We start from the raw sequence: 13397 nt of genomic DNA on the forward strand, positions 1-13397 counted from the left end.
TTTCATGCGGTTTCCCTGGGTAGCATCTAAAGCGGGACAGCTACTATGCGCATCGCCTGCGAAAAGATTGAAATGCACGGTTCCATTACTGTTTCGGTCATTATCGGCAAATGCAATATCGATCACATCCCACGCATCAGACATATCAGCGAGACGCATTGGGCAGCCAGCAGCATTGACAAAATTATGCCAGTAACCGATCAATTTGTGCTTTTTCTGTGTCTGTTCAACCACCTTCACGGCAGCTGCGTCTGACAATACACTACTGCCTGCATCATAAGCTTGCGCAGCCACTGTGTATTCGCCGATAGCCGTAGGTGTCCAAGTGTAGGCATAAGGCGCACTAGTATCAGTTGCGACCACCGCTCCATTCACTAAGAAATCGACTTTAGAAACAGCACCAGTGAGTGACGTCGCATTGGCAGCAATATTGACTGGTTTACCTAAACCGACGGTTTGCCCTGACGTTGGCGATGTTAACGACACCACTAACGCTTGATCGCTCACTGAAACGTTAATCTGACTTTCAGCGCTATTATTGTCATTATCGGTTGCGATGGCTTTGAGTGTGGTACTTCCGACCTTGCTCGCAACCCACTCAACCGAATAAGGCGCTTGGTTTACTAAGCCAAGGCTCGTGCCATCAACAAGAAATTCCACTTGTACTACACTGCCATCGGCATCATTAGCTTGTGCGCTGAGCAGAATGGTAGAACCAGCCAGAATCACTTCATTGTCAGCAGGGCTCGTCAATGAAACGGTAGGTGGCGTGGCGCACGCGCCCATTCCTGTCCACGCTTCTTGCCAATAACTTCCTTTGCCCGGCTCATAGGCCCACGCTGAGCTGGAAGAGCACCAACCTGCGATATCACAACGGAACTTTTGATTATTGTTTTGCACCAGTTCGCCCGCAGCGTAACTGCTACCCGCCACATAGGTTGCTAAACCTGCACAACCACCACTTGAGCCTCCAGATACAACCAAGGCGACCTCTTGGCTATGAGTCGTTTGGTTATCATTATCCGTCGCTTTGGCTTTAAAGGTGTGAGAACCTGAGACAGCAGTCCAATCGTGGGCATAAGGTTCTGAAGTATCTGAAGCGATGAGTTGTCCATCCACATAAAAATCAACTTGCGTGACGGTTCCATCCGAATCGGTAGCATTAGCACTTAGCGTCAATAAGTCGCCAGCCACTAGCTGCTCAGCACCTGTTGGGCTGGTTAAGGAGATGGAAGGAGGCACTAAACCACCAACAGGAGTAACCGAGATGGTTGACGCGGTTGACGTAGTCGCACCCTGATTATCAGTGGCAATTGCAGTCACTTGGGTTGCGCCTAAAGCGGCAGTCCAATCGGTTTGGAAAGGCGCTTGTGTGATGACGGCTATCGACACGCCATCAATCAAAAATTCAACCTGTGCCACGCTACCATCGCTATCAGACGCGGTGGCTTGTAGCGTGATTAAGCTGCCTTGTGGGATTTGTGCATTATTGGCAGGAGAAACGAGATTTAGCGTGGGTGGAACATTGCCACCACCGCTGTCACACTGCCCGAGTGATAGCCAAAATGCCCAGGGGCCGTTATTGCTTGCAGGATCATTTCCCTGCGTCCAATAGTTAGCTTGATAGGCTGCGTTAGATTGCGTCACTTTATCGCCGGACGTATAAATGGCGGCCGTATCCCAAGAGCCCAAGCCATCACAGTTATAGGCTTGAGCTTGGTAGCTTATCCCTAACGTTGTAATGATGGCAGCTCTGAGTAGATAAGAACTCATTGTTCTCTCCTTTGCTTATGAATAATTAACCCGTTCCCAAGTAACTTGACGTGGTGGCCTGCAATACGCGAGATAAAGACAAGGCAACATCAAGTAGGCAGGGTATATAACTAATAAGCTAGAGGACGAGAATTGCACTCTAAATAACTGATAATTTTAATTATCTCAGCTCAAAATCACGGCATAATTTCAACATCAACACCGCTTGCAAATCTTTTTCGGCGGACTTCACGAACTTACCTAATCACACGTCGTTGAGAAATTGATATGGTCAATATTATTTTGGTGAGATGGATGGATAAAAATGCCGGCTCTGTTAGCCGGCATCGAAGATACAAAATGTATGGTGGGTTTTCGTAACCAATAGAAACGCTACGTTTATAGCGACAAAATAACCCCAGCAAGTGCAGCACTCATCAAGTTAGCCAGCACGCCAGCGCTGATCGCTCGAAAACCATATTGAGAGATGAAGCTGCGACGCTCTGGCACCAAACTGCCCAAACCACCGATCAATACTGCCATGGTCGAAATATTGGCAAAGCCGCACAGAGCAAAAGTTACAATCGCTTGAGAATGTTCACTGAGCGAATCTTTTACGTCCATCAATTGGATAAAAGCGACAAACTCGTTCACGACAATTTTATTACCAATCAGTGAGCCTGCCGTCATCGCTTCGCTCCATGGAATGCCCACCAGCCACGCAACTGGAGCAAATAGGTAGCCTAAAATCAATTCAAAACTAAGGGTTAAACCAAACAGACCACCCACCCAGCCCAATAGGCCGTTGAGTAGCGCAATCACACTGATAAAGGCCAGTAACGTTGCCCCAACCGCAACCGCGATACGAAGCCCAGACATTGCACCATCAGCTACGGCTTCAACCACATTAGTTGCTTTTGGTATCTCAACCTCTTCGTTGGCCACCTGCTGACTTTGCGCTTCGGTTTCCGGCACCAAAATTTTCGCCATCAACAAACCGGCTGGAGCTGACATAAATGCCGCCGCAATAAGATAGTTAAGGTTAACGCCCAGTGAGGCATAACCCACTAACGTACCACCCGCAACCGAGGCTAAGCCACACGTCATCACCGCAAAAAATTGCGAATCACTCATGTGCTTTAAATAGGGCTTAACGACTAACGGCGCTTCAATCATGCCGACAAAAATGTTCGCCGTGGCTGACAGTGACTCTGCACGCCCCGTACCCAATAATTTTTGCAAACCACCGCCAATCAAATTAATTACTTTAGGCATCAAACCAATGTGGTACAAACCGGAGATCAAAGCGGAGAAGAAAATGATGATGCCAAGCACATTAATCGCAAACACAAAACCAACGCTACCATTGGCTAAACCGCCAAAGAGAAAGCCAATTCCCTCTTGCCCATAATTGATCAAATTCGATACCGCACCCGTGACACTGTTGAGCACTTCTTTCCCCATAGGGACATACAGAACCAATAGTGCAAAGCCTACTTGCAATAAAAAAGCGAGCGACACGGTTCTAAATTGGATGTTTTTTCTATTGGTAGAAAGTAGCCAAGCCGTAAATAAGATGGCGACGACGCCAAGTAATGAGTTCATTTGCTGTCAATCCAGATAACGGGGATAGGAAAGGCGCGCATTCTATCGTGCGAAAACGAATGCGCAAGTCGCAAATGTTACAGAGGTGTGCTTAAAAATAGCAGCCTTAAGCCTCTTATTTCAAGCTGTTGATTTGTAACAAGCTAAACGATTGCTTAGGCTTATCTTTTCCATATAGAAAAGATGTTTCTGAGTTGGGAAATAATAATTCGTACTCATTACACTTTTGTCAAACGGATGTAAGGCTCTAACTGAGTATCCCAGTAGCAAGGTGTACCGATTAAAGCCTTGATAAATTCAATCACGGCTGAGGTTTTCTTCGGCATATGTTGTCGGCTCGGGTAAACCGCATAAAAAGGCATACTTTGATTTGCGTGCCAATCTGGCAACAACTGGATCAGTTTACCAGTTCGAAATTCATCTCGAATTAAATAAGTCGCCAAGTAAGCAACACCCCACCCTGCCACGGCGGCGTCACGCACGGCTTCGGCTAAATCCACCGAATAGTTACCCGACACATTGATGTTGACCTTTTGCTCTGGATTAGCAAACGACCAACGGGTGTAATCTCGCTCCCAACTGCGGTAGATAAGGCAGTTGTGACCTAACAGATCACCAGGTGTCTGAGGGGGTGAATGGTTTAATAAGTATTCCGGTGACGCCGCCAGCACAAATTGGCAATCGGCGAGACGTTGCGCCACGTACCCTTCCGGCAAATGTTCGTTGTTGGTCACCCACAAATCAAGCCCTTCTTCGAGCATATCGACTCTATAATCGAACAAATGCACTTCCACTTGTAGTTTTGGATAACGCTGACGAAGCGCCTCCAGTGCTGGCAAAATGTGCAAAGAACCAAACGACTGTGAAAGACCAAGCTTAATCAGCCCAGACACCTCATCACGCTGGCTTTCCATTTCAGACTGCGCAGCATCCATCAACCCAACGACCGCAATACAATGGCGATAAAAAGCCTCTCCAGCCTCGGTTTTGGTGAAGCTGCGAGTGGTTCGCTGAACGAGCTTCACCCCGAGCGAGGCTTCCAGTAAGGCCAACTGCTTACTAACATGCGATACTGATACGCCTAAGCTTTTGGCCGCAGCGGTAAAGCCTCGATGTTTGATTAACGCAGCAAATATCACCATTTGCCCTGCACGTTCAACTAGCACACGCTCTCCAGAAATAGCAAAGGGCTCATGATGAGCCCTTTGCGTTCAATTAAGGTTCAAATCAATAGGTAATTCTATCCGCCAAATGGCTCACCGCGAGGGCGAAATAATATGAACGGTTCCACTTCATCAACACATTATAGTTGTTGTATACCAAGTAAACGCGGCCATTTTCATCATCTGGCATGATAAGCCAAGCTTGAACGTTGTCTAAATTAGGCAGTGGTTTACCTTCGTAACGGGTAATACCGAGCTTGTTCCACTCTCTCAGTGATTTCCCTTTTTCGGGCTGTCGCCCTTCTAAAGTGCGGTCAAACCCATGCGGAACTTTAACTTGACGGCCCCAAGTGTATTTATCATCCCATCCCGATTGGCTGAGATAATTGGCCGTCGACGCGAATACATCTTCCTTTGAGCGCCAAATGTCTTTTTTGCCATCGCCATTACCATCGGAAGCGAACGCCAAAAACGAACTCGGCATAAACTGGCATTGTCCCATCGCGCCAGCCCATGAACCTTTCATCTCATCAGCTTGGATATGACCTTGCTGTAGAATTTGCAACGCGGCCATCGTCTCCTTGCGGAAAAATTCTTCTCGACGACCGTCATAAGCCATAGTCGTCAGCGCATCAATAACACTAAAACCACCGGTCAACGCACCAAAATTACTTTCTACGCCCCACAAAGCCACGATAAAGCGCGGTTGCACGCCATATTGTTCGCCAATGCGGCTAAGCTCTGCATAGTGCTTTTCATACAGCGCCTTTGCTTGGTTCACTTTCCATTCTGGAACCGCGCGTGGGATATATTCATCCAGCGTTAGTTTCTTTTCTGGTTGATTGCGATCGGCCGTCACAGCACGTGGCTTGTACTCCACATTTTTAAACGCATCGATTAAAATTTGCTCTGAAATGCCTTCATTTCGTGCTTGCTGCTTCAAGCCTTCAACATAGTGTTCAAAACTAACCTCATTCGCCATCAATGGCGTGGAGAGGCTTAATCCCAATACGACTGACAATAACTTTCTCAAATCGTCCTCCTTGAGCTGAAAACTTAGCTATCTTTTTGCTGAGCCTTTTGCTGCTTATATTGTTCTAATAAATTTTGTGGCGGTGGCGGTAACTGTAGGAAAAAACCCTCATTTTCTAGAGACTCTTTTACTTTTTCAATGTTCACTTGGGCAAGTGTACGCCCTTCCAGTTTCACTACCATGACTAAAGTAGGTTTACCGAACATCGCCATTAATGTGTCAGGAACCTGTGAAAAGTCATCCTTTTTAGTAACGTAGAGATAGGCACCTTCTTTTTTAGAGCTTTTGTAGATAGAGCAAAGCATGACAAACCTTTTATTGTAATAAACTGGCTTTTCGAGCCAATTAAGTTAGAAACGTTAAACTTTTACCAAATTTGAGATTAAAACAAACATTTGACCGCAAGATAACTTGCTGAGCTAAGTCAGGGAATATAACATGACAACCCTAGTTTCAGGCAACGCCCTTTCTAGTGAAGCCATTAGTTATTGAGGTCAATATAAGATGTCGAATACTCCTGACCTAAAAGGTAGCAGTTTTACTTTGTCAGTGTTACACCTTTGCGACAGTGAAGTTGCCAATACCGTTGAGTTTCTCAAGGAAAAAGTCGCCCAAGCTCCTGCTTTTTTTGCCTCTGCACCTGTAGTGATCAATATTGCTAAAGTGATTGGCGATATTGATTTTGCGATACTCAAACAAGGCATCACTGAAGCGGGAATGATCCCGGTCGGTGTGACAGGTTGCCGTGATAAACGCAGCCAAAACTTAGCCTCAGAAGCTGGCTTTGCCGTGATGGCAGCAAGCAAGTCGCCTTCTCAAGCACCCGCTCAAATAGCGCCAACCAAGGTGATTCGCACGCCCATTCGCTCTGGCCAGCAAGTGTATGCCAAAGATAGCGATTTAGTGATCCTCAATCACGTCAGCGCGGGGGCCGAAGTGATCGCCGATGGTTCAATTCACATTCATGGTTCACTGCGCGGAAGGGCCATTGCCGGTGCCAGCGGCCAAACGGAAGCAAAAATTATTTGTCACGATTTACAAGCAGAGCTGGTCTCCATTGCTGGAAATTATTGGCTTAGCGATCAAATTGAAAGTGAGTTTTGGCAGAAGAAAGTGATGCTCAGCATGGTTGATGATTCACTGCATTTTGAAACGCTCACGATTTAAAATTAACAAGGAAAACATAATGGCACGCATTATTGTTGTAACGTCAGGAAAAGGCGGCGTTGGTAAAACAACCTCAAGCGCAGCAATTGCTTCTGGCTTGGCTTTAAAAGGTAAAAAGACAGCAGTCATCGATTTTGATATCGGTCTGCGTAACCTTGACTTAATCATGGGTTGTGAGCGCCGCGTGGTGTACGACTTTGTCAACGTCATCAACGGTGAGGCGACACTTAACCAAGCGATGATCAAAGATAAACGCACCGAAAACCTGTTTATTCTGCCTGCCTCACAAACCCGTGATAAAGATGCGCTCACCAAAGAGGGCGTAAAGCGCGTTTTGGATGAACTCGATACGATGGGCTTTGATTTCGTCATTTGCGACTCACCAGCAGGTATTGAGCAAGGCGCGTTGATGGCTTTGTACTTTGCTGATGAAGCGATTGTAACGACGAACCCTGAAGTCTCTTCCGTGCGCGACTCGGACCGCATTTTAGGGATTTTGGATTCCAAATCAATGCGCTCAGAGCAAGGGTTAGAGCCTGTTAAACAGCACCTTTTATTGACCCGTTATAACCCTACTCGCGTGACACAAGGTGAAATGTTGAGCGTGGAAGATGTTGAAGAGATTTTACATATCTCTTTACTTGGCGTGATCCCAGAAAGCCAAGCGGTGCTTAATGCCTCCAACAAAGGTGTTCCGGTTATTTTTGACGATCAATCAGACGCAGGCCAAGCTTATGCTGACGCTGTCGAGCGCTTATTAGGGCAAGAAGTCGAGTTTCGTTTTCTAACGGAGCAGAAAAAGGGCATCTTTAAACGACTTTTCGGGGGTTAATATTATGTCTCTACTTGAGTTTTTCCGACCACAAAAGAAAACGACCTCAGCAAGCCTTGCCAAAGAGCGTTTGCAAATTATCGTCGCCGAACGTCGTAGTGAAAATGACCCTGCACCGACCTATTTGCCTCAATTGAAAGAAGACATTCTCAAGGTGATCGCCAAATACGTCGCGGTTGACCCTTCGATGGTTGAAGTCTCTTTTGAGCACAAAGATGATGATATCTCTGTGCTGGAATTGAACGTGAAACTGCCAGACGAAGAAAAGTAATCCTTATGATAAAAGAGCCTGCAAAATTGCAGGCTCTTTCTCTTTACTAACCAATTTTACTCAACCAATTTGTTGAGCCGTTCACCGAGAATAGGTAAGCGCCAGCTCTGCATCACATCCGGCAATTGCGCGGGATCTCTCTCTTTCTTCCACACCCAACTCAATAGCTGGTTGAGCTGTTTTTTAGAGGCTAAAAATTCAGTCGCTAAACCCGTGGTTTGAGACACTGATTTAACTTCATCTTTCAACCGTTTAAACAACTGTTTATAGCCGGGATAGTCCATCAAAGGGTCGATTTTAGGTGGGTATTGATCAGCCGGAGTCTGCTGGCCCGCTTTCACCAATGCAATGATTTTGGTACTGTGACGTTGAATCGATCTCGGATCGGCCCCTTCATCAATCATACGGCTTGCACTCGTCAATCCCAAACGAGCGATAGTCAGCAAATCTGTCTCTTTGACCACAAAATTGAGCGCCAAATCACGGCGTACCGCCTCTTCGTAGCGCCAAGTAGCTAAGGGTTTGAGAATCGCTAATTCTTGCGGTGTTAGTTGCCATGCCCCTTTGATATCCAAATAGGCCAAATCGGGATTAGTCTGTTTAATGCGTTTGACGCTCAATAGTTCAGATTCTTGCTGCGCCGCTTGCCACCAGCCCGCCTGCGTCACTTTATCGAGTAATTTCTCGTAAATCGGCAGCAAATAAAACACATCGGCGGCAGCGTAATCCAACTGCTTTTGCGATAAAGGCCTTGCTAACCAATCAGTACGCGATTCACTTTTATCAATTTCAATCCCTAAGAATTCATTGACCAATGCGGCAAATCCGGTAGACAGTCCATGACCGAGAAAGGCCGCCATTACTTGTGTGTCGACCATTGGAAAAGGTGTGCAGCCAAATGCATTATGAAACACTTCGAGATCTTCACCACACGCATGCAGCACTTTGAGCACGGAGGTGTCTTGCAGTAGCTCGACAAAAGGGGCCATGTCATCAAAGGCAAGTGGGTCGATTAAAGAGAGGTTTTCACCATCATAAAGCTGGATCAATCCGAGCTGTGGGTAAAAGGTACGCACTCGGACAAACTCGGTATCGAGCATCACCACATCGGCATCTCGCGCGGCAAGGCATACACGTTGTAGGTCGTTAGGCTGGGTAATTATTTGGTAGTTCACTAATGGCTCACTTTGGGCAACCCTACTAGAGGGGACATAAAAATGCCGACGGTTTGAGTCGGCATTCTAGCACTATTTTTTCATACTGACTTGATGCTTAGGCACGTTTTGTTTGTTCAATTGCCGCATCATTTTCTTCACGAAGTACGCGGCGTAAAATTTTACCCACATTACTCTTTGGTAAATCTTCCCTAAACTCAATCAACTTAGGCACTTTATAGCCAGTCAAATGTTTACGGCAATGGGCAATGATTTCATCTTTGGTTAAGCTCGGATCACGCTTAACCACATAAATCTTGACGATTTCACCAGACACTTCATGAGGCTGGCCGATAGCGGCCACTTCTAATACTTTGCCATGCAGTGCAACCACATCTTCAATCTCATTAGGATAGACGTTGAATCCAGAGACTAAAATCATGTCTTTTTTGCGATCGACAATATAGACCATTCCTTGCTCATCAAACTTGACGATATCGCCTGTAGAGAGCCAACCATCGGCATCAATCACTTCTTTCGTCGCTTCCGGTCTTTGCCAATAACCTTGCATCACTTGTGGGCCACGCACTTGCAACTCACCGACTTGATCATAAGCCAACACTTTGCCTTCATCATCAACGATACGCACTTCGGTTGAAGGAACGGGTAAACCAATGGCTCCCGAATAATCACTTAAATCATAAGGATTACCTGTCACCAATGGCGCACATTCAGTCAAACCGTAACCTTCAAGCAGGTGGATACCCGTCACTTTTTTCCACTGATCGGCCACCGCGCGCTGTACCGCCATGCCACCACCAACAGAAAGCTTAAGATTTTTGAAATCAAGTTCATGGAAATCTTCGTTGTTGACCAACGCATTAAACAGCGTATTCACCCCCGTAATGGCAGTAAATGGGTACTTTTGCAGCTCTTTGACAAAGCCTGGAATATCGCGTGGATTAGTAATCAATAGGTTACGCCCACCCATTTCGACGAACAGTAAACAGTTTACGGTCAGTGCAAATACGTGATAAAGCGGTAATGCCGTCACAACCAGTTCGCGGCCTTCGGCCAATACTGGGCCATATGCCCCTTTTGCTTGGAGCACATTCGCAATCATGTTGCGGTGGGTCAGAATTGCCCCTTTTGCCACACCGGTTGTACCACCGGTATATTGCAAAAATGCAATGTCGTCGCCAGACATAAAAGGCTTCACATACTGTAAACGGCGACCTTTGTGCAACGCCTTACGCATGGAAATGGCACCTGGTAAGTCATATTTTGGCACCATCCCTTTCACATATTTCACAACGAAATCAACCAACGTCCCTTTTGCTCTAGGTAACATCTGTCCAAGGCTGGTCAATACCACATGTTTTACCGAGGTATTTTCAACAATTTGCTCTAAGGTATTGGCAAAATTCGAGACGATGACGATCGCCTTTGCATCGGCGTCATTCAGTTGATGTTCAAGCTCTCGCGGGGTGTACAACGGGTTAACATTTACCGCAATCAACCCGGCTCGTAATACGCCAAATAACGCGACCGGATACTGCAATAGGTTAGGCATCATTAAGGCGACACGATCACCTTTTTTCAGCTTTAGCTCATTTTGCAAATAGGCGGCAAATGCTCGGCTGCGCTCTTCCAGTTTACGAAAAGTCATGACCGAACCCATATTCATAAAGGCTGGTTGATCGGCATATTTATGAACCGATTGCTCAAACATTTCGACCAAAGAGAGGTACTGATCAGGGTTGATGAATTCAGGTACGTCAGTTGGATAGCGTGAAAGCCAAGGTTTCTCCACGGTAATACTCCTCGTTATTGGCGGCTGCTCTACGGCGATATTTTTATGTGCGCTATTACAGCACAGCCAAAGCGCTTGAGCACGAAACACTCAAACACTTGTTTAAATTTTGTTAACTAAGCCAAAAATTAGTTCGGCGACTTGCGAAGGTTGCTCAAGATGGCAATGATGACCACCAGAAATAGTGAACATCTCTTGCCGATCATCGGCGAAATAGCCTCGAGCGGCTCGTAACTCAGAAAAACCTTGTGTACCGAAAATCACACGTTGTGGGCATTGGATGTGCGCCATTATGTGCTGAGCATGCTCATACGACATGCGATACAAGGAATCGCTGTTTAACTGTGGGTCATGACGCCAATACCACTCGTCATTGCGCCGCTCAACCCCTCGAATAACGATGGGTTGGATCAAGGCTGCTTCTAACTGGTTGACTTCGGCTCGGCGAGCAACAGCGTATTCTAAGTTCGGTAACCTACGACGAGGCTTACGCCGGATCCGCTGGCGGCTGAGTACGCCATTGCGCAGCCTGGCCACACCCTCTAGTGGCGATTCAGCCAATGGAGCCATTCCTTCGATTTGAACTAATCCTGCGACTTGCTCAGGAAAGGCGGCACTATAGCAACTTGCGATTAAAGCACCAAGGGAATGCCCTACGATCACTAACCTGTTTGGTGATAAGTTGAGCAAAAATGAGTAAATATCATCAATATAGTCATGAAATGGGTAAAAATGACCGTCGGCTTTATGGCTTGAAAGGCCATGTCCCGGTAAATCGATTGCGCAAAGGTGTAACTGTGGATTAAGGTGACTTAACGCTTTGATAACGGTAAGAAAACTGGATGAATTATCTAACCAACCATGCAAAAAAACGACCGATAAGTCGGCCGTTTGTGCGTTTCCCAACTCTTGAGTCGCAATCATTCCTTGCGCAAGAGAGTACTGTTTTTGTTGCATCGCTATTTCACTTCTTGTACCACGCGCCCTTCACGAGCACCAATGTACATTTGACGACAATATAAGCTGTGGCAAGGGTACATATAAGTACCGAGATCATTCACGACCACTCTTTCTTCAACTCGCCACAAATGTAGCCCTTTTACGGCCATGGTTGGGAAAGTGTATTCAAACTCACCTACTTTGGCTTTTTCTGGAGCAAGGCTGGTTCCCACTAGCGTCACCAAACGATCTTTAGCATAAGCCACTGGGTCAACAAACCCGTCAACATAGCCAACAAAACGCCCTTGCGGTTCGCGGTCGATATCCGGTCGGCCTGATGAGCTAATCGGCAAATTGACTATTTCAATCCGGGTTTTATCCGCCAAATTAGTCACACTGGCGATGACGCCGCCCAGCCGGACTTCATCTTGTTCATTGGTTGGCGTATTGACCCAAGTGGCGTAATCGGAGATCACGGCATCACTACTGGCACGAAGATCATCCGGTAAGCTTGAGCATGCACCAAGCAGCAATGTGGACGATAACAATAGTAGCGTTTTAGAAGTGGAAAAAGATCGCATCATAATGACCTTGTTGGATTAGATGTAGATATCGACTCCAAGCAGTTGAGCAAGTTCCTCTTTTTTTGCTTGGTTCATCACGTCCATGTACTCTTCCATTGCCTTTCTTGATCGGCCTTCAGGAAGATCGTATTCCAGATTAGCCCGATGAATCTCTGATGGATCGACATGACGAATTGAATGAGAAACAGCATTCGCCACCTTAGTAGGTTGGCCTACTCCGGTTTTGGCATCGCCTTTCTTTACCCCATTGTTCTTATTTGCGCGATTAGCCCTATTGCTACCGGGCACTATCGCAGGAGGTAAACCATTAATTGAAACCATACTGTTCCTATTCAATTAGAGCAAGACGAATGCAACGCCTTGCCTTTCACTGATTATTCTCGGCCCGGTAACTTCTTCCAAGCCACGTTATCACGCAGGTAAACAGGGCTCGACTCTTCCACCGTTAGCGTGTTTCCTTTGGCAAACTCATACTGAGCAAGAAACACTATATCCTGTGCATCTGGGTACAATACTTCCCCCATTTGACACGAGATAGGCAACGTATCTAACTCTTCTTTATAAGCCGCCCAACCCGTTCCAGCGCAGCCCCAAGTGATGCTGTCAGCTTTGATTTGCTCAGCAAGAGTATTAGGAGCAATGACGCACTCTGCATCTATCTCTTGCCAAGAGCCATCTTCTTGACGTGTATAACGACCCCAGTAAATCTCACTCATTCTGGCGTCAATTGCACACGCCACCTGCTGGTAACCCTGTAAACGATAGCTGCCTTGCGCCATCGTTGCCAGGGTCGAAATACCTATCATAGGTAAATCAGCACCGAATGCTAAACCTTGTGCAATTCCAATGCCAATCCGTACTCCGGTAAAACTGCCCGGACCACGGCCAAAGGCTAGCGCGTCTAGTTCCTGTAAGGTGATGCCCGCTTCTTTGAGGACGGAATCCACCATGGGTAGAATTTTCTTGGTGTGATCTCGAGGGGCAACTTCACTGCGAACGTACAGTTTGCCGTTCATCATTAAAGCAACAGAACAGTTCTCTGTTGCTGTGTCTAAGGCAAGGATCTTTGCGCTCATTACTGTCT

The 13397-nt window shown here is 46.6% G+C and carries 14 protein-coding genes; 3 read left to right on the plus strand and 11 right to left on the minus strand.

Annotation, left to right across the window (positions count from 1 at the left end; translation table 11 throughout):
• The 5 genes from PL85_RS13885 to PL85_RS13905 form a co-directional block, all read right to left on the minus strand.
• Positions 1-1773 (minus strand): Ig-like domain-containing protein (locus tag PL85_RS13885; RefSeq protein WP_234910758.1); only part of this gene is annotated, 1773 nt, incomplete at its 3' end.
• A gap of 378 nt (positions 1774-2151) precedes the next feature.
• Positions 2152-3357 (minus strand): NupC/NupG family nucleoside CNT transporter, encoded by a 1206-nt coding sequence (locus tag PL85_RS13890; RefSeq protein WP_019282015.1) that lies wholly within the window; start codon positions 3355-3357, stop codon positions 2152-2154.
• Positions 3358-3575: 218 nt separating this feature from the next.
• Entirely contained in the window at positions 3576-4523 is a 948-nt protein-coding gene (locus PL85_RS13895) for a LysR family transcriptional regulator (protein ID WP_115339664.1), read from the minus strand.
• A gap of 61 nt (positions 4524-4584) precedes the next feature.
• On the minus strand, positions 4585-5553 hold the full coding sequence (locus PL85_RS13900; RefSeq protein ID WP_013857211.1) for a lytic murein transglycosylase: 969 nt from the start codon (positions 5551-5553) through the stop codon (positions 4585-4587).
• 23 nt (positions 5554-5576) lie between these two features.
• The gene (locus PL85_RS13905; protein ID WP_094129503.1) at positions 5577-5858 is read right to left on the minus strand and encodes a YcgL domain-containing protein; all 282 of its coding nucleotides are present in this window, start codon (positions 5856-5858) and stop codon (positions 5577-5579) included.
• 199 nt (positions 5859-6057) lie between these two features.
• On the opposite strand from PL85_RS13905, the gene minC reads away from it, so the two are divergent.
• From minC to minE, 3 genes are read left to right on the plus strand one after another with little or no spacing between them, the layout of a single operon-like run.
• On the plus strand, positions 6058-6720 hold the full coding sequence (gene minC / locus PL85_RS13910) for a septum site-determining protein MinC (RefSeq protein ID WP_013857213.1): 663 nt from the start codon (positions 6058-6060) through the stop codon (positions 6718-6720).
• Positions 6721-6739: 19 nt separating this feature from the next.
• Positions 6740-7552 carry a septum site-determining protein MinD gene (minD, locus tag PL85_RS13915; RefSeq protein WP_013857214.1) on the plus strand — a complete coding sequence of 271 codons (813 nt, stop codon included), beginning with the start codon at positions 6740-6742 and terminating at the stop codon, positions 7550-7552.
• Between the two features lie 4 nt (positions 7553-7556).
• Entirely contained in the window at positions 7557-7823 is a 267-nt protein-coding gene (gene minE / locus PL85_RS13920; protein ID WP_010317176.1) for a cell division topological specificity factor MinE, read from the plus strand.
• A gap of 56 nt (positions 7824-7879) precedes the next feature.
• On the opposite strand, the gene rnd is transcribed toward minE, so the two are convergent.
• The 6 genes from rnd to tsaB form a co-directional block, all read right to left on the minus strand.
• Positions 7880-8998 (minus strand): ribonuclease D, encoded by a 1119-nt coding sequence (gene rnd, locus PL85_RS13925; protein WP_094124457.1) that lies wholly within the window; start codon positions 8996-8998, stop codon positions 7880-7882.
• A 97-nt stretch (positions 8999-9095) separates the two neighbouring features.
• Positions 9096-10790, minus strand: coding sequence for a long-chain-fatty-acid--CoA ligase FadD (fadD, locus tag PL85_RS13930; protein WP_026028639.1), 1695 nt, complete (start codon positions 10788-10790; stop codon positions 9096-9098).
• A 102-nt stretch (positions 10791-10892) separates the two neighbouring features.
• The gene (locus PL85_RS13935; RefSeq protein WP_088728749.1) at positions 10893-11747 is read right to left on the minus strand and encodes an alpha/beta fold hydrolase; all 855 of its coding nucleotides are present in this window, start codon (positions 11745-11747) and stop codon (positions 10893-10895) included.
• A gap of 2 nt (positions 11748-11749) precedes the next feature.
• On the minus strand, positions 11750-12313 hold the full coding sequence (locus PL85_RS13940) for a Slp family lipoprotein (protein WP_088728748.1): 564 nt from the start codon (positions 12311-12313) through the stop codon (positions 11750-11752).
• A 15-nt stretch (positions 12314-12328) separates the two neighbouring features.
• On the minus strand, positions 12329-12634 hold the full coding sequence (locus PL85_RS13945) for a hypothetical protein (RefSeq protein WP_026028052.1): 306 nt from the start codon (positions 12632-12634) through the stop codon (positions 12329-12331).
• A gap of 53 nt (positions 12635-12687) precedes the next feature.
• The gene (gene tsaB / locus PL85_RS13950; RefSeq protein WP_088728747.1) at positions 12688-13389 is read right to left on the minus strand and encodes a tRNA (adenosine(37)-N6)-threonylcarbamoyltransferase complex dimerization subunit type 1 TsaB; all 702 of its coding nucleotides are present in this window, start codon (positions 13387-13389) and stop codon (positions 12688-12690) included.
• Between the last annotated feature and the right edge of the window lie 8 nt (positions 13390-13397).

The sequence above is a fragment of the Vibrio anguillarum genome, assembly GCF_001989995.2.
GTDB classification, from domain to species: Bacteria; Pseudomonadota; Gammaproteobacteria; order Enterobacterales; family Vibrionaceae; genus Vibrio; species Vibrio anguillarum.